This is a genomic window from Streptomyces sp. SCSIO 75703 (assembly GCF_036607905.1).
Taxonomy (GTDB): Bacteria; Actinomycetota; Actinomycetes; order Streptomycetales; family Streptomycetaceae; genus Streptomyces.
Window position 1 is genome coordinate 2,825,175 of the sequence record NZ_CP144555.1, and the last position, 16,747, is coordinate 2,841,921.

Below are 16,747 nucleotides of genomic sequence, written 5' to 3' on the forward strand. Positions count from 1 at the left end.
CCGCCCGTACCCGCCGCGTCGACGACCCCGCCGAGGCGGCCCGCGCCCGGAAGCCCCGCAACGGGGTGACGGCCCACGGCGCCCCACCGCACGGCCACGAGCCCCGCGGCGCCGGCGCCCCCGCCCGGCGCCCCGCCCCCGAGCCGGTCCCGCCCCTCCCCTGACCTCGCACGACGTCACCCGGCCCGCCATCCCCCGCGATCCATAACGCCGGACAGAGGGCAGGACGACGGCTTACGACCGCCCCAGGGGCCTCCCTACGGTTTCGGCACCTCCCAACGAGACCGAGGAGATGCCCCATGTCCCCCCTGTTCCAGCGTCACCCCCGAGCGAGAGCCAGAGGCGCGGGCGCGGCCCTCGCCGCGGCGGCAGCCCTGGTCGTGGCCGGGCTGGCCGGTTCGGCCAGTGCCCAGGCGCCGGCCGACACCGCGCCCTCGGCCGCCCAGACCCTCCGTACCGACGCCGCCCCGCCCGCCCTGCTGAAGGCGATGCAGCGCGACCTCGGCCTCGACGCCGCACAGGCCCGCCAGCGCCTGGTCAACGAGGCCGAGGCCGGGGCCGCCGCCGGCAAGCTCCAGGCGGCCCTGGGCTCCGACTACGCCGGGGCGTGGGTGCGCGGCGCCGAGTCCGGCAGCCTCACCGTGGCCACGACCGACGCCCGCGACGTCGCCGCCATCACCGCCCAGGGCGCCGAGGCGAAGGTCGTACGCCACTCGCTGGCCGAACTGGACGCCGCCAAGGCCCGCGTGGACCGCGCGGCGGACGGCCGGGACACCACCGACGCCCCGGTCTGGTACGTGGACGTCCGGAGCAACACGCTGGTCGTGGAGGCGGTACGGACCGCCGCGGCCCAGGACCTGGTGGCGGCGGCCGGGGTGGACGCCTCCCTGGTCCGGGTCGAGCAGCGCACCGAGCGGCCCCGCACCTTCTACGACCTGCGCGGCGGCGAGGCGTACTACATCAACAACAGCGGCCGTTGCTCGATCGGCTTCCCGGTCACCAAGGGCACGCAGCAGGGCTTCGCCACCGCCGGTCACTGCGGGCGGGCGGGGGCCTCCACCAGCGGCTCCAACCAGGTCGCGCAGGGCACCTTCCAGGGCTCGACCTTCCCCGGCCGCGACATGGCCTGGGTGGCGACCAACTCCAGTTGGACCGCGACCCCGTACGTCAAGGGCGCCGGCGGGCAGAACGTCCAGGTGGCCGGCTCCACGCAGGCGCCGGTCGGCTCCTCGGTGTGCCGTTCCGGTTCGACCACGGGCTGGCACTGCGGCGTCGTCCAGCAGCTCAACACCAGCGTCTCCTACCAGGAGGGCACGGTCACCGGCGTCACCCGCACCACGGTGTGCGCCGAGCCCGGCGACTCCGGCGGCTCGTACATCTCCGGCAGCCAGGCCCAGGGCGTCACCTCGGGCGGCTCCGGCAACTGCAGCAGCGGCGGCGAGACCTTCTTCCAGCCGATCAACCCGCTGCTCCAGACCTACGGCCTGACCCTCAAGACCTCCGGCAACGGTGGCGGCGGCGAGGAGCCCCCGCCCGCCGGCGGCACCTGGGCGGCCGGCACGGTCTACCAGCCGGGCGACACCGTGACGTACGGCGGCGCCTCGTACCGGTGCCTCCAGGGTCACCAGGCCCAGGCGGGCTGGGAGCCCTCGAACGTCCCGGCCCTGTGGCAGCGGGTCTGACCCGCACCTGACCATTCCGCGGGGGAATGGAAGCGGCCCCGGGCCCGCCGTCACGGCGCGCCCGGGGCCGCGTCTCGCTGTACGCGCCGCCGAGAGGTCACCCCTCGGCGGCATACGCGACGAAGCGCACCCACGCCCCGGGCGCCAGCGCGAGGCGTGGCCCGTCGACACTCTTGGAATCACGGACGTGCACGGTGCCGGGGGTCACGGCAAGCTCCACGCAGGAGTTGCCGTCGTTTCCGCCGCTGTAGCTGCTCTTGAACCAGAGCAAGTCAGAAGCGTCGTCCCCGGCAAGGGGCTTGCGAATCATGTTTCTCCCAGCAGTTGCTCGATGAAGGCCAGCGACTCCCCCGGCGAGAGCGCCTGAGCCCGGATGGTTCCATACCGCAGCTCAAGGACGCGCAAATGTTTAAGCTCGACGGTCGGCCGGCCGTTGAACGCACCGTCGGAGCGACCCACCGCTGTACCGTCCGGGAACTTCAGCAACTCGATCCGACCATCCAAGCCAGAGTGGGTGTCACTGTTCGTCGGCATCACCTGAAGCACGACGTTGTGCAACCGCCCCATCTCCAGCAAGCGTTCGAGCTGCTGACGCCAAACCATTGTGCCTCCGATGGGACGGCGCAGGACCCCCTCTTCCAGGACGAAGCTGAGCGCGGGCGCAGGGGATCGTTCGAACACCGACTGCCGGGCCAGCCGGGCGGCCACCATGCGCTCCACGTCGTCCGGCGAGTACGGCGGCTGAGCCGCTCCGATCACCGCGCGTGCGTGCTCCCGCGTCTGCAACAGCCCAGGAACGATGTTGCACTCGTACAGGCCGATCTCAACCGCCTTGCTCTCCAGCTTCCCCAGCTCCCGTACCTTCTTCGGATACCGGACCTTCTTCACGTCCTCCCAGGTCGCTGCGATGAGGCCGCCCGCGCCCAGGACCTCGTCGGCCCTGTCCAGGTACTCCTGCCGGGGGATGCGCTTGCCGCCCTCGACCTTGTAGACGAGGTCCTCCCCGTACCCGACCGCGGCACCGAACTCGGCGGCGCGCAGGCCCACCGCCTCGCGCCGGAGCTTCAACTGCCGCCCCACCGTGGCGATGACGGCGACGCCCCACTCGTCGTCCGGGTCCACCTCCCACCCCGGCTCGCCCGCCTCGCCCGCCGCCTCCGTGGGCCGTACCGCCTCGCCGTCCACCGCCATGCCGCACCCCTCTGCCGTCCGCGCCGTACCGCGACGCCCTACCCGTACCAACCGCTCCGACGGACCGGACAGCACCGGACAACCTCCGGACAGTGACCGTGCGCACTCAAGGAGTCACTTCTCACCGTACGCACACGCCGCCACGCTGAGTGACGTGAACGAGAAACCCACCGAACTCATGAGCCCCGTCCGCCACTTCAGCGTGCGGCTCTCCCCCACGCCACGCGGTGCCCGGCTGGCCCGGCTGCTGGCGACCGAGCGGTTCCGGCCCTGGGGCCTGCCGCCGGACCCGGCGCGGCTGCTCGTCGCCGAGTTGGCCAACAACGCCGCCGCGCACGGGCGTGTGCCCGGCCGGGACTTCCGGCTCGTCCTGCACGTCGTCGGCGACACGCTGCGCATCGAGGTGACCGACACGCGGGGCGAGGCGCTTCCCGAGCCCCGGACGCCCGCGCCCGGCGCCGAGTCCGGCCGTGGCCTGCTGCTGGTGGAGGCGTTGGCGGACCGGTGGGGGGTGACCGAGGGCCGCTTCCCGCGCAAGACCGTGTGGGCCGAACTGCGCGTCGCCGCACCGGGACCCACGTTCTGAGGTTCCGGTGCCCTCGGCGCTCTGACCAGGAAAGAACCGGTGAGGAAAGAACCCCTCCCAGCCCCACCCCTCCCGCCCGTGGCCCGCCCGAGGCGCGCTCTCACTCGGGCGGGTGAACATCACCGGCTCGGCTGGCTTTCCGTACCCCCGGCTCCCCTACGCTCGGCGCACACCACCGCGAAAAGACTTCGGCCCTCGCCGGGACGGCAATCCCAGTGCGAGGGCCTGACCACCAAGGAAGAACGGACCTTCCCCGATGGATACCGAAAACCCTAGCGTGCCCCCGCGCGCCTGGTCAGCCGACGACGGCAATCCGACCCGATCGCGTCACCACCGCGGCGGCGTCATCCACGAGAACACCCGTCACACCGCCCGCTTCGTGGTGATCGGCAACCACCTGGTCCAGCACCCGGCGCTGTCGCTGCTGGCGATCGGTCTCGGCTGCCACATCCAGTCGCTGCCCACCGGCGCCGGTGCCGACATCAAGTCGCTCACCGCCCGCTTCCCGGAGGGCCCGACCCGGATCGCCGCCGCGCTGCGCGAACTGGAGGCCCACGGGTACCTGCGCCGCGAGCGCGTCCGTACGCCGAGCGGCCGCATCATCACCCGCACCGTCTCCTGCAACCAGCCGGGCCCCCGCCGCGCGCCCGCCGGAGCCGGCCGCGCGGACCGACCGCCCCGCCCGTCCGCCGCACCCCGGCAGCCCCGCCCGTCCGCGCCCCCGGGACCGTCCCGGCCGCCCCGCCCGACGACCCGCCACCCGGAACCCCCGGCATCACCCCGCCCCTGCCCGGGCAGCGGTCCCCACACCAGCGGCACACACGCAGACACCGGCAAGGGCACCGGCACCGGCACCGGCACCGGCACCGGCACCGGCCAGGCCACCGCCGTCGCGCCCGCCCCCACGCCCCGCAAGCCCCTCCCCGCCGTGCCGCAGCCCGCGGTGCCCGCCGCCGGCCTCCTCCAGCAGGCCGCCGGCCTCCTCACCGGCCTGCGCCGCCACGACCCGCGCCTGCTCCTCTCCGCCACCGACACCGCCCACCTGGCCCCCGGCGTCGCCGCCTGGCTGGAACGGGACGTCACCCCCGGCGCCGTACGCCACGCGCTCACCACCGCCCTGCCGGACGAGCCCTTACGCCGCCCCGCCGCCCTCCTCGCCCACCGCCTCACCGCCCAGTTGCCACCCCCGCCCCCGTTCCGGGCCCCCGCCACACCCCCACCACCCCGCCACGGCCTGCGCTCCTGCGACCGCTGCGACCGCGCCTTCCGCGCCCCCGAGTCCGAACCCCACTGCCGCGACTGCCGGTCGGCCACCAGCGGCGAACCCACCGGCACGCCATCTGGCCACTCCCCCGCACGCACCCGCTGACCAGCAGAAACACACCGTATGTTCGCGCTCCCCTGCCCCACTCCGCCCGGACGACTACTCTGGCCAATGCACTGCCGGGAGGACTCCATGAGCACGCAGGCCGACCACGGGCACGAGCTGGTTCCCCGTCCGGAGCAGACGCCGGACGCTCTGCGTGCCGCCCTCGCCGTCGTCGATCCCGGTCGCCTGCCGGAGATGCAGCGGACCAAGGACGAGGCGTTCGCCCAGGCCGTGGAGTGGCAATCGCTCAGCCCCGTGCGGAGCTGGGTCCTGACCTGGTCGCGCGACATCGAGATCGCCCGCCGGCCCGACCTCGCCGCCCGCCACGCCCGCGCCACGAGCGACTTGGAGCACGAGGACGCGGACATCGCCCGTGAGGCCCTGCGCGAGCTCAGCGCCGTCCTGGACGAGGCGATGAAGGCCGTACACGTGTGAGCTGGGCCTGGGAGTACGCCTTCGGCGCGGAGGAAACCGCCCGCACCGCCCCGGCCGCCTTCCTCACCGCGGTGGAACGCAAGGCCGCCGAACTGCTCAGAGCGGCCGAAGCTCGGTACCTGCACGGCCGCGCACACCGCGAGGGCGACCCGAAGGGCGGAGACATCACGGTTCCCGGCGGGATGTTCAGGTACCAGATCGTCGTACGGGCTGAGCGCGTCTACATCGTCCAGATCACCTACCTCGACTTCTGAGTCGACAGGGACGGTGGAGGAATCCGGCCTCCCCACCCCCTGCGCGCAAGGCCCACACGCGAAGCCCCACAAAAACGAAAGAACCCGCACGACCAAAGTCGTGCGGGTTCCTCGTGCCTGTCAGGTCAGGCGATCCTCAGGTGAGCGAGACTCACTTGTTGATCTTGGTGACCTGGCCGGCGCCCACCGTGCGGCCACCCTCGCGGATGGCGAACTTCAGGCCCTCTTCCATGGCGACGGGCTGGATGAGCTCCACCTTCATCTCGGTGTTGTCACCCGGCATGACCATCTCGGTGCCCTCGGGGAGGGTCACGACGCCGGTCACGTCCGTCGTGCGGAAGTAGAACTGCGGGCGGTAGTTGTTGAAGAACGGGGTGTGACGGCCACCCTCGTCCTTCGACAGGATGTACGCCTGCGCCTCGAACTCGGTGTGCGGGGTGACCGAGCCCGGCTTGATGATGACCTGGCCGCGCTCGACGTCCTCGCGCTTGATGCCGCGGAGCAGCAGACCGACGTTCTCACCGGCCTGGCCCTCGTCGAGCAGCTTGCGGAACATCTCGATGCCGGTGACCGTGGTGGTGGTCTTGTCCGTCTTGATGCCGATGATGTCGACGGTCTCGTTGACCTTGAGGACACCACGCTCGATGCGGCCGGTGACGACCGTACCGCGACCGGTGATGGTGAAGACGTCCTCGATCGGCATCAGGAACGGCTTGTCGACGTCACGCTCGGGAGCGGGGATCGAGTCGTCCACGGCCTTCATCAGCTCGAGGACGGTGTTGCCCCACTCCTTGTCGCCCTCGAGGGCCTTCAGAGCGGAGACCTTGACGACCGGAACCTCGTCGCCGGGGAACTCGTACTCGGAGAGCAGCTCGCGGACCTCGAGCTCGACGAGCTCCAGGATCTCCTCGTCGTCCACCATGTCGGCCTTGTTCAGGGCGACGACGATGTACGGAACGCCGACCTGGCGGGCCAGGAGCACGTGCTCCTTGGTCTGCGGCATCGGGCCGTCGGTGGCGGCGACCACGAGGATGGCGCCGTCCATCTGCGCGGCACCGGTGATCATGTTCTTGATGTAGTCCGCGTGACCGGGGCAGTCGACGTGGGCGTAGTGACGCGACTCGGTCTGGTACTCGACGTGCGAGATCGAGATGGTGATACCGCGCTGGCGCTCTTCCGGCGCCTTGTCGATCATGTCGAAGGCCGAGGCCTCGTTCAGCTCCGGGTACGCGTCGTGCAGCACCTTGGTAATGGCGGCCGTGAGGGTCGTCTTACCGTGGTCGATGTGACCGATGGTGCCGATGTTGACGTGCGGCTTAGTCCGCTCGAACTTCGCCTTCGCCACTGGGGTCCTCCTGTGGAGTGGTTCTGTACGCCTTACTCATCGGCGCCAGGTGATCTTTGCTGGAAATCCCGGGCCGCGGGGCATTCCACCGGGTTCGCGGTGGAATGCCCCATCAGGCTCCGGAGTCAAGCCTAAAGCGTGTGAACGGAGTCCGTTACTCGCCCTTGGCCTTCGCGATGATCTCCTCGGCGACGTTCCGGGGAACCTCGGCGTAGGAGTCGAACTGCATCGAGTAGCTTGCGCGACCCGACGTCTTGCTGCGGAGGTCGCCGACGTAGCCGAACATCTCCGAGAGGGGCACGAGGCCCTTCACGACGCGGGCACCGGCCCGCTCCTCCATGGCCTGGATCTGGCCACGGCGGGAGTTGATGTCACCGATGACCTCGCCCATGTAGTCCTCGGGCGTGGTGACCTCAACGGCCATCATCGGCTCGAGCAGCACGGGGCCGGCCTTGCGCGCGGCCTCCTTGAACGCCTGCGAACCGGCGATCTTGAAGGCGAGCTCGGAGGAGTCGACCTCGTGGTAGGCGCCGTCGAGCAGGGTGACGCGGACGCCGGTCATCTCGTAGCCGGCGAGGATGCCGAACTGCATGGCCTCCTGCGCACCGGCGTCGACCGAAGGGATGTACTCCTTCGGCACGCGGCCACCGGTCACCTTGTTGACGAACTCGTACGAGGCGTCGCCGCCTTCGAGGGGCTCGATCGCGATGATCACGCGAGCGAACTGGCCGGTGCCACCCGTCTGCTTCTTGTGGGTGAACTCGACCTTCTCGACCGTCTTGCGGATGGTCTCGCGGTACGCGACCTGCGGCTTGCCGACGTTGGCCTCGACCTTGAACTCACGGCGCATGCGGTCGACCAGCACCTCGAGGTGCAGTTCGCCCATGCCGCCGATGATGGTCTGGCCGGTCTCCTCGTCCGAGTGGACCTGGAAGGAGGGGTCCTCCTCGGCCAGGCGCTGGATCGCGACGCCCAGCTTCTCCTGGTCGCCCTTGGACTTCGGCTCGATGGCGACCTCGATGACGGGCGCCGGGAAGTCCATGGACTCGAGGACGACGGGGGCCTTGTCGTCGGAGAGCGTCTCACCGGTGGTGGTCTGCTTCAGGCCCATGACGGCGACGATGTCGCCGGCGCCCACCGCCTCGATCTCCTCACGCTTGTTGGCGTGCATGCGGTAGATCTTGCCGATGCGCTCCTTCTTGCCCTTGACGGAGTTCAGCACCTGGGTGCCGGACACCAGGCGTCCGGAGTACACGCGGACGAAGGTGAGCTTGCCGAGGTGCGGGTCGCTCATGATCTTGAACGCCAGCGCGGCCAGCGGCTCGTCCTCGGACGGCTTGCGCGTGACGACCGTGTCCGGGTTCTTCACGTCATGGGCCTCGATGGCCTCGACGTCCAGCGGCGAGGGCAGGAAGCGCACGACCGCGTCGAGCAGGGGCTGCACGCCCTTGTTCTTGAACGCGGTGCCGCAGAACACCGGGGTGATGGTGGTGTTCTCGGCCTTGCCGGAGGCGATGGTGATGCGACGGACGGCCGCGTAGAGCTGCTCCACGGAGGGCTCGGTGCCCTCCAGGTACAGCTCCATCAGCTCCTCGTCGTTCTCCGCGACGGACTCCAGCAGCTTGGCGCGGTACTCGTCCGCCAGCTCCACCAGGTCCGCGGGGATCTCGACGGTGTCGTACATCTCGCCCTTGGTCGCCTCGACGGACCAGACGTACGCCTGCATCGTCACGAGGTCGACGACGCCGCGGAAGTCGGCCTCGGCACCGATGGGGAGCTGCATGACCAGCGGCTGGGCGCCGAGCCGGTCGGAGATCATGCCGACGCTGCGGAGGAAGTCCGCACCGGTGCGGTCAAGCTTGTTCACGAAGCAAATACGCGGAACGCCGTAGCGGTCCGCCTGACGCCACACCGTCTCGGACTGCGGCTCGACACCGGCGACACCGTCGAACACCGTGACGGCACCGTCGAGGACGCGCAGCGAACGCTCCACCTCGACCGTGAAGTCGACGTGGCCCGGGGTGTCGATGATGTTGATGGTGTGGTCGATGTCCTCGAGCGGCCAGTGACAGGTGGTCGCAGCGGAGGTGATGGTGATACCACGCTCCTGCTCCTGCTCCATCCAGTCCATGGTCGCCGAGCCCTCGTGCGTCTCGCCCAGCTTGTACGAAACGCCCGTGTAGAACAGAATCCGCTCGGTGGTGGTCGTCTTGCCCGCGTCGATGTGGGCCATGATCCCGATGTTGCGGACCTTGGCCAGGTCAAGCGAAGTGGTAGCCATAAGGCTTCAGTCTTCTCTCGGTTTCGAAGGGGTTTCCGACTACCAGCGGTAGTGCGCGAAGGCCTTGTTGGACTCGGCCATCTTGTGCGTGTCCTCGCGCTTCTTCACAGCGGCACCGAGGCCGTTGGAGGCGTCGAGGAGCTCGTTGAGCAGACGCTCGGTCATCGTCTTCTCGCGGCGGGCGCGGGAGTAACCGACGAGCCAGCGCAGCGCCAGGGTGTTGGCACGACCGGGCTTGACCTCGATCGGCACCTGGTACGTGGCGCCACCGACGCGGCGGGACTTGACCTCGAGCGTCGGCTTGATGTTCTCGAGAGCGCGCTTCAGCGTGATGACCGGGTCGTTGCCGGTCTTCTCGCGCAGGCCCTCCATGGCGCCGTAGACGATGCGCTCGGCGGTGGAGCGCTTGCCGTTCAGCAGCACCTTGTTGATCAGGGAGGTCACCAGAGGAGAACCGTAGACCGGGTCGATGATGACCGGGCGCTTCGGGGCGGGGCCCTTACGAGGCATTCTTACTTCTCCTTCTTGGCGCCGTAACGGCTGCGGGCCTGCTTGCGGTTCTTGACACCCTGGGTGTCGAGGGAGCCACGGATGATCTTGTAACGAACACCCGGCAGGTCCTTCACACGGCCGCCGCGCACGAGCACGATCGAGTGCTCCTGCAGGTTGTGTCCCTCACCCGGAATGTAAGCGGTGACCTCGATACCGCTGGTCAGACGCACACGCGCGACCTTACGCAGGGCCGAGTTCGGCTTCTTCGGGGTGGTCGTGAAGACACGCGTGCAGACGCCGCGACGCTGGGGCGAACCCTCGAGCGCGGGCGTCTTGTTCTTGTCGACCTTGTCCTGCCGGCCCTTCCGGACCAGCTGCTGGATCGTAGGCACTACTTCTCCGGTTTCTGTGTGCCGATGGGTACAGCTAACCTGGAACGTCACCGACCCACGCGGTCGGGTGTGTCGAATCACGCGGACTCCCGCCGCACGGCGAAAAGAATGCGCAGATCACGGTGGCCGGTCACAGCTCTCGGTGCGGTTGAAAGGCACACACCTGAGCCAGGGCACACCCCAGGCACAAGGTCTGAGCGTACCTATAGCATTCGCTGCGGTCAAAACAAATGGGCCGCACCCGGAGCGCCGACCGCCTCCTCCCGGCTCCTCCCGGTTCCCCCCGTTCCGTCCTGGCACGACGCGGCCCTTCTCAGGTCCGGGGAGCGGGCAGGCGGGGCCTGTCCGCCGGTGTCCCCGCCTCCGGCGCCGCTGTGTCGTCGCGCACGAAGTAGGTCGGCCGGTTCTGGACGGCCGTGTAGATCCGGCCGACGTACTCGCCGAGCAGCCCGACGCAGACCAACTGGACCGCCCCGATGAACACCAGCCCGGTGAAGAGCGAGGTCCACCCCGGCACCGTCCGGCCCAGCGCGAACGCGGTGAGCGTGTAGACCAGCAGCCCCAGGCAGACCAGGAAGGCGCCGGCGCCGAGCCAGGTGGCCAGCCGCAGCGGGGCCGCGGAGAAGCCGGTGACGCTGTCCACCGCGAGCCGGATCATGCGGCCCAGCGGGTACTTCGTGCGGCCGGCCGTACGCGGGGCGCGCTCGTAGGTGACCCGCCCGCTGGGGAAGCCGAGCCAGGGCACCAGCAGCCGGTAGACCCGCTGCTGGTCGGGCAGGGCCTTGAGGGCGTCCACCGCGGCCCGGCTGAGCAGCCGGAAGTCGCCGGCCTGCGCGGGGACGGAGGGCCCGGCCAGCCGGCGCATGAGCCGGTAGTAGACCCCCGCCGTCCAGCGCTTGAAGCCGGTGTCGCTGCTGCGGTCGGCACGCACGCCGTAGACGATGTCCAGGTTCTCGGCGCGGGCCAGCGCCAGCATCTCCGGGATCTTCTCCGGCGGGTCCTGGAGGTCGGCGTCGAGGCTGACCACGTGGGCGCCCACCGAGCGGTCCAGCCCCGCGGTGAGGGCGGCCTGGTGGCCGGAATTGCGCCGCAGGGAGATGATCCGCAGCTCGGGCCAGCCCAGCCGGAAGGCGGCGAGCAACTCGCCCGTGCGGTCGCCGCTGCCGTCGTCGACCGCGATGACCTCGTGGGCGACGCCGAGGCCGTCGAGGACCGGCCGCACCCGGCTGACCAGCGCGGGCAGGGCCTCCTCCTCGTTGTACATGGGGATCACGACCGACAGCGCGATCGGCTCGTCCCGTTCCTCGGGCACCGCCCCTCCCCTCCCCCGACGCGGCGCACAGGTGTGCGACTCTTGTGCGATCTTATGGCAGCAAGGGAGGCCCGTGGACGGGCCAGGGGGGACGACGGCATGGAATCGGCTGCCGACGACACGGTGACCGGCGCGCCGGGAGGCGCGCACGACGAGGACACCGGCGCGCACGCCGGACCCGCCACGAACCGGCGCACGCCGTGGCCCGCGCGGCTCACCGCCCGGCTCCGGCAGCTCCCCCTGCCGCCGGCCGCCCGCCCCCTCCTCGCGCCGCTCGCCCTCTACGGCGTCCTCAAACTGACCGGCCTCGCGGTCTTCGCCGCCCTGCTGGAGTACGCCGGGGACTACCACGGCAAGAACCCGCGCTTCGGCGGCGGCGCCCACTGGTGGGACGTCCTGGCCACCTGGGACGGCTGGTGGTACCTCCAGGTCGCCGAGCACGGCTACCAGCCCGCGCTGGTACGGCTGGAGACGGAGGGCCTGTTCACCGTCCGGCAGAACTCGGTCGCCTTCTTCCCGCTCTACCCGTCGCTGATCCGCACGGTCTCCGAGGCGACCGGCCTGGGCCTCTACGGCTCCGGCATCCTCGTCTCCGTCCTGTGCTCCTTCGTCGCCGCCGCCGGCATCTACAGCGTGGTCAGGCTGGTCGCCGGCGTCCGCGCGGGCACCCTCGCCGCGGGGCTGTGGGCGGTGGCGCCCGGCGCCGGCGTCGAGTGGGCCGTCTACTCCGAGTCCCTCTTCGTCGCCATCGCGGCCTGGGCCTGCTACGCCGTGATGACCCGCCGCTGGGTGACGGCCGGGCTGCTCGCCTTCCTCGCCGGGCTCAACCGGCCCACCTCCGCCGTCCTCATCGGCGCCGTGGGCCTGGCCGCCCTGGTCACCCTCGCCCGCCCGGCGAGCAGACGCGAACACGGGGTGCGCGGGCCGGTCTACGCCATGCTCGTCGCCCCCCTGGGGCTCCTCTCCTACGTCGCCTGGGTCGGCTGGTCCACCGGTGAGGCGACGGCGTACTTCACGCTCCAGCGCGAGGGCTGGGCCCACTTCTTCGACTACGGCGCCTACACCCTGGACGTCCTGCGGAACCTGGCCGTCGGCCGGCACGACTACGTCTTCGCCTTCTCCGTACCCGACCTGCTCTCCCTGCAACTGGTGCTGGCGCTGCCCTTCCTCGTCGCCCTGATGCTGCGCAAGCGGCCCCCGCTGGTGCTGGTCGCCTACACCCTGGCCACCCTCGTCACCGTGCTCGGCACCCAGCAGATGTTCGGCAACACCATGCGCTACCTGCTGCCGGCCTTCCCCCTGCTCATCGCCCCCGCCGCGGCCCTCGCCCGGCTCCGGCCGCTCGTCCTCACGGTCTTCTTCACCACCGCGGCCCTCGCCTCCGGCTGGTACGCCCACTACGTCCTCTTCGAACTGGGCGTGCCCTGACGGACCCCGCGCACGCCGGAGGGCGGCCACCCCCACGGGGTGACCGCCCTCCGGTCATGCTGCTCGCTTACTGGTTGTACGGACCGTAGTCGTAGTCCTCCAGCGGGACGGCCTGGCCGGAACCGGTGCCGAACGGCGAGTAGTCGATGTCGTCGTAGCCGACGGCCGAGTACATCGCGGCCTTGGCCTCCTCGGTCGGCTCGACCCGGATGTTGCGGTAGCGGGACAGGCCCGTACCGGCCGGGATGAGCTTACCGATGATGACGTTCTCCTTGAGGCCGATCAGGGAGTCGGACTTGGCGTTGATCGCCGCGTCCGTCAGGACCCTGGTCGTCTCCTGGAAGGAGGCCGCCGACAGCCACGACTCGGTGGCCAGCGACGCCTTGGTGATACCCATGAGCTGCGGACGGCCGGAGGCCGGGTGACCGCCCTCCTGGACCACGCGCCGGTTCTCGGTCTCGAACTTCGACCGCTCGACCAGCTCGCCGGGCAGCAGCTCGGCGTCGCCCGACTCGATGATCGTCACCCGGCGCAGCATCTGCCGGATGATGATCTCGATGTGCTTGTCGTGGATCGACACGCCCTGCGAGTTGTAGACCTTCTGGACCTCGCCGACCAGGTGGACCTGGACGGCACGCTGACCCAGGATGCGCAGCACGTCGTGCGGGTTGGTGGCACCCACGGTGAGCTTCTGGCCCACCTCGACGTGATCGCCCTCGCCGACCAGCAGACGGGCGCGCTTCGAGATCGGGAACGCCGTCTCGTCGCTGCCGTCGTCCGGGGTGACGACGATCTTCTTGGTCTTCTCGGTCTCCTCGATCCGCACGCGGCCGGCGGCCTCGGAGATCGGGGCGACACCCTTCGGGGTACGGGCCTCGAAGAGCTCGACGACACGGGGCAGACCCTGGGTGATGTCGTCACCGGCCACACCACCGGTGTGGAAGGTACGCATCGTGAGCTGGGTACCGGGCTCACCGATGGACTGGGCGGCGATGATGCCGACCGCCTCACCGATGTCGACCAGCTTGCCCGTGGCCAGCGAACGGCCGTAGCACATGGCGCAGGTGCCGACGGCGGACTCGCAGGTCAGGATCGAGCGGGTCTTGACCTCCTGGACACCGTGGTGCACGAGCTGGTCGATGAGCACGTCACCCAGGTCGACGTTGGCCGGCGCGATCACCTTGCCGTCGATGACGACGTCCTCGGCGAGCATCCGGGCGTAGACGCTGGTCTCGACGTCCTCGGCCTTGCGCAGCGTGCCGTCCGCGTCCCGCTCGGCGATCCGCAGCTTCAGACCGCGCTCGGTGCCGCAGTCCTCCTCGCGGATGATGACGTCCTGGGAGACGTCGACCAGACGACGGGTGAGGTAACCCGAGTCGGCGGTCCGCAGCGCGGTGTCCGCCAGACCCTTGCGGGCGCCGTGCGTGGCGATGAAGTACTCCAGCACGGACAGGCCCTCGCGGAAGGACGCCTTGATCGGCCGCGGGATCGTCTCGTTCTTCGCGTTCGACACCAGACCACGCATACCGGCGATCTGACGCATCTGCATCATGTTGCCGCGCGCACCCGAGTTCACCATCATGAAGATCGGGTTGGTCTTCGGGAAGTTGTCGTTCATCGCCTCGGCGACCTCGTTGGTCGCCTTGGTCCAGATCGCGATGAGCTCCTGCGTGCGCTCGTCCTTGGTGATCAGACCGCGCTCGTACTGCTTCTGGACCTTCTCGTCCTGGGCCTCGTAGCTCTGGACGATCGACCGCTTGGCCTCCGGGACGATGACGTCCGAGATGGCGACGGTCACGCCGGAACGGGTGGCCCAGTAGAAGCCGGCCGCCTTCAGGTTGTCGAGCGTCGCCGCCACGATGACCTTGGGGTAGCGCTCGGCGAGGTCGTTGACGATCTCCGAGAGCTGGCGCTTGCCGACCTCGTAGTCGACGAACGGGTAGTCCTCGGGAAGCAGCTCGTTGAAGAGCGCGCGGCCCAGCGTGGTCTCCAGGGTGAAGGTGTCACCCTGCTGCCACTCGGGCTCGCCCTCCTCGCGGGCCGGGGGCTCCCAGCCGCGCGGCGGGATGGTGCCCACCGGGAAGCGGACCACGATCTTCGACTGGAGCGACAGCTCGCCCGCGTCGAAGGCCATGATCGCCTCGGCGACGGAGGCGAAGGACCGGCCCTCGCCCTTGACGTCGCGGCCCTCGCCGTCGGTGGTGAGGAAGAACAGGCCCAGCACCATGTCCTGGGTCGGCATCGTCACCGGACGGCCGTCGGCCGGCTTGAGGATGTTGTTCGAGGACAGCATCAGGATGCGGGCCTCGGCCTGCGCCTCCGCGGACAGCGGCAGGTGCACGGCCATCTGGTCGCCGTCGAAGTCCGCGTTGAACGCGGTGCAGACGAGCGGGTGGATCTGGATGGCCTTGCCCTCGACGAGCTGCGGCTCGAAGGCCTGGATGCCGAGGCGGTGCAGGGTGGGCGCCCGGTTCAGCAGGACCGGGTGCTCCGCGATGACCTCTTCCAGCACGTCGTACACGACCGTGCGGCCGCGCTCGACCATGCGCTTGGCGCTCTTGATGTTCTGCGCGTGGTTCAGGTCGACCAGGCGCTTCATCACGAACGGCTTGAAGAGCTCCAGCGCCATCGCCTTGGGCAGACCGCACTGGTGCAGCTTGAGCTGCGGACCGACGACGATCACGGAACGCGCGGAGTAGTCCACGCGCTTGCCGAGCAGGTTCTGGCGGAAGCGGCCCTGCTTGCCCTTGAGCATGTCGGACAGCGACTTCAGCGGACGGTTGCCGGGGCCCGTGACCGGGCGACCGCGGCGGCCGTTGTCGAAGAGCGCGTCGACGGCCTCCTGGAGCATGCGCTTCTCGTTGTTCACGATGATCTCGGGGGCACCGAGGTCGAGAAGCCGCTTCAGGCGGTTGTTGCGGTTGATGACACGGCGGTACAGGTCGTTCAGGTCGGAGGTCGCGAAGCGGCCACCGTCGAGCTGCACCATCGGACGCAGGTCCGGCGGGATGACCGGGACGCAGTCCAGGACCATGCCCTTGGGGCTGTTGGAGGTCTGCAGGAACGCCGAGACCACCTTGAGCCGCTTCAGGGCACGGGTCTTCTTCTGGCCCTTGCCGGTGCGGATGATCTCGCGGAGGCGCTCGGCCTCCTCGTCCAGGTCGAAGGACTCCAGGCGCTTCTGCAGCGCGGCGGCGCCCATCGAGCCGTCGAAGTAGGTGCCGAAGCGGTCGCGCAGCTCGCGGTAGAGCAGCTCGTCGCCCTCCAGGTCCTGGACCTTGAGGTTCTTGAACCGGTTCCACACCTCGTCGAGGCGGTCGATCTCGCGCTGGGCGCGGTCGCGGAGCTGCTTCATCTCGCGCTCGGCGCCCTCGCGCACCTTGCGGCGCACGTCCGCCTTGGCGCCCTCGGCCTCCAGCTCGGCCAGGTCGGTCTCGAGCTTCTTGGCGCGGGCCTCCAGGTCGGCGTCGCGGCGCTGCTCGATCTGCTGGCGCTCGACGGAGACGTGGGCCTCCAGCGAGGGCAGGTCGCGGGTGCGGCGCTCCTCGTCGACGTACGTGATCATGTACGCCGCGAAGTAGATGACCTTCTCCAGGTCCTTCGGGGCGAGGTCGAGCAGGTAGCCGAGGCGCGACGGGACGCCCTTGAAGTACCAGATGTGGGTGACGGGGGCGGCCAGCTCGATGTGGCCCATCCGCTCACGGCGCACCTTGGCGCGCGTGACCTCGACGCCACAGCGCTCGCAGATGATGCCCTTGAAGCGGACGCGCTTGTACTTGCCGCAGTAGCACTCCCAGTCGCGGGTCGGACCGAAGATCTTCTCGCAGAAGAGTCCGTCCTTCTCCGGCTTGAGGGTGCGGTAGTTGATGGTCTCGGGCTTCTTGACCTCGCCGTGGCTCCACTGACGGATGTCGTCAGCGGTGGCCAGACCGATCCGGAGCTCGTCGAAGAAGTTGACGTCGAGCACTATGCGTCAATCC

The 16,747-nt window shown here is 69.9% G+C and carries 14 protein-coding genes; 6 read left to right on the forward strand and 8 right to left on the reverse strand.

What is annotated here, in order from left to right; translation table 11 throughout:
• Positions 1–299 precede the first annotated feature (299 nt).
• A complete protein-coding gene (locus VM636_RS12235; protein ID WP_338484376.1) occupies positions 300–1,682 on the forward strand; it encodes an alpha-lytic protease prodomain-containing protein in 1,383 nt (460 codons plus the stop codon).
• A gap of 97 nt (positions 1,683–1,779) precedes the next feature.
• On the opposite strand, the gene VM636_RS12240 is transcribed toward VM636_RS12235, so the two are convergent.
• Complete coding sequence (locus VM636_RS12240; protein ID WP_030420847.1) at positions 1,780–1,992, reverse strand: DUF397 domain-containing protein; 213 nt, start codon at positions 1,990–1,992, stop codon at positions 1,780–1,782.
• Positions 1,989–2,873: a helix-turn-helix transcriptional regulator gene (locus tag VM636_RS12245; protein ID WP_338484378.1), complete on the reverse strand. Its 885-nt coding sequence runs from the start codon at positions 2,871–2,873 to the stop codon at positions 1,989–1,991. The genes VM636_RS12240 and VM636_RS12245 overlap by 4 nt, the downstream gene beginning before the upstream one ends.
• Before the next feature lie 154 nt (positions 2,874–3,027).
• On the opposite strand from VM636_RS12245, the gene VM636_RS12250 reads away from it, so the two are divergent.
• From VM636_RS12250 to VM636_RS12265, 4 genes are all read left to right on the forward strand, one after another.
• The gene (locus VM636_RS12250; RefSeq protein ID WP_338484380.1) at positions 3,028–3,459 is read left to right on the forward strand and encodes an ATP-binding protein; all 432 of its coding nucleotides are present in this window, start codon (positions 3,028–3,030) and stop codon (positions 3,457–3,459) included.
• Between the two features lie 256 nt (positions 3,460–3,715).
• Positions 3,716–4,828 carry a helix-turn-helix domain-containing protein gene (locus VM636_RS12255; RefSeq protein WP_338484382.1) on the forward strand — a complete coding sequence of 371 codons (1,113 nt, stop codon included), beginning with the start codon at positions 3,716–3,718 and terminating at the stop codon, positions 4,826–4,828.
• 87 nt (positions 4,829–4,915) lie between these two features.
• Positions 4,916–5,263, forward strand: a complete 348-nt coding sequence (locus tag VM636_RS12260; RefSeq protein WP_053913367.1) for a hypothetical protein — start codon at positions 4,916–4,918, stop codon at positions 5,261–5,263.
• On the forward strand, positions 5,260–5,517 hold the full coding sequence (locus tag VM636_RS12265) for a hypothetical protein (protein ID WP_338484384.1): 258 nt from the start codon (positions 5,260–5,262) through the stop codon (positions 5,515–5,517). Before VM636_RS12260 ends, VM636_RS12265 begins: the two co-directional genes overlap by 4 nt.
• Positions 5,518–5,668: 151 nt before the next feature.
• Here VM636_RS12265 and tuf read toward each other — a convergent pair whose 3' ends face one another.
• The 5 genes from tuf to VM636_RS12290 form a co-directional block, all read right to left on the reverse strand.
• The gene (gene tuf, locus VM636_RS12270; RefSeq protein ID WP_030422049.1) at positions 5,669–6,862 is read right to left on the reverse strand and encodes an elongation factor Tu; all 1,194 of its coding nucleotides are present in this window, start codon (positions 6,860–6,862) and stop codon (positions 5,669–5,671) included.
• 154 nt (positions 6,863–7,016) lie between these two features.
• Positions 7,017–9,143, reverse strand: a complete 2,127-nt coding sequence (fusA, locus tag VM636_RS12275) for an elongation factor G (RefSeq protein WP_030422048.1) — start codon at positions 9,141–9,143, stop codon at positions 7,017–7,019.
• Positions 9,144–9,182: 39 nt separating this feature from the next.
• Entirely contained in the window at positions 9,183–9,653 is a 471-nt protein-coding gene (gene rpsG, locus VM636_RS12280; protein WP_003974303.1) for a 30S ribosomal protein S7, read from the reverse strand.
• Positions 9,654–9,655: 2 nt separating this feature from the next.
• Positions 9,656–10,027: a 30S ribosomal protein S12 gene (rpsL, locus tag VM636_RS12285; protein ID WP_030422047.1), complete on the reverse strand. Its 372-nt coding sequence runs from the start codon at positions 10,025–10,027 to the stop codon at positions 9,656–9,658.
• Between the two features lie 313 nt (positions 10,028–10,340).
• On the reverse strand, positions 10,341–11,339 hold the full coding sequence (locus VM636_RS12290; protein ID WP_338484388.1) for a glycosyltransferase family 2 protein: 999 nt from the start codon (positions 11,337–11,339) through the stop codon (positions 10,341–10,343).
• 99 nt (positions 11,340–11,438) lie between these two features.
• On the opposite strand from VM636_RS12290, the gene VM636_RS12295 reads away from it, so the two are divergent.
• Positions 11,439–12,767, forward strand: a complete 1,329-nt coding sequence (locus tag VM636_RS12295; protein WP_030422045.1) for a glycosyltransferase family 39 protein — start codon at positions 11,439–11,441, stop codon at positions 12,765–12,767.
• 67 nt (positions 12,768–12,834) lie between these two features.
• Here VM636_RS12295 and VM636_RS12300 read toward each other — a convergent pair whose 3' ends face one another.
• Positions 12,835–16,734 (reverse strand): DNA-directed RNA polymerase subunit beta', encoded by a 3,900-nt coding sequence (locus VM636_RS12300; RefSeq protein ID WP_030422044.1) that lies wholly within the window; start codon positions 16,732–16,734, stop codon positions 12,835–12,837.
• Positions 16,735–16,747 lie beyond the last annotated feature (13 nt).

Coding starts and splice junctions, on each gene's coding strand:
- rpsG (WP_003974303.1), bottom strand. CDS start 9,653: ATGCCTCGTAAGGGCCCCGCCCCGAAGCGCCCGGTCATCATCGACCCG.
- VM636_RS12245 (WP_338484378.1), bottom strand. CDS start 2,873: ATGGCGGTGGACGGCGAGGCGGTACGGCCCACGGAGGCGGCGGGCGAG.
- VM636_RS12255 (WP_338484382.1), top strand. CDS start 3,716: ATGGATACCGAAAACCCTAGCGTGCCCCCGCGCGCCTGGTCAGCCGAC.
- VM636_RS12235 (WP_338484376.1), top strand. CDS start 300: ATGTCCCCCCTGTTCCAGCGTCACCCCCGAGCGAGAGCCAGAGGCGCG.
- VM636_RS12295 (WP_030422045.1), top strand. CDS start 11,439: ATGGAATCGGCTGCCGACGACACGGTGACCGGCGCGCCGGGAGGCGCG.
- fusA (WP_030422048.1), bottom strand. CDS start 9,143: ATGGCTACCACTTCGCTTGACCTGGCCAAGGTCCGCAACATCGGGATC.
- VM636_RS12260 (WP_053913367.1), top strand. CDS start 4,916: ATGAGCACGCAGGCCGACCACGGGCACGAGCTGGTTCCCCGTCCGGAG.
- VM636_RS12240 (WP_030420847.1), bottom strand. CDS start 1,992: ATGATTCGCAAGCCCCTTGCCGGGGACGACGCTTCTGACTTGCTCTGG.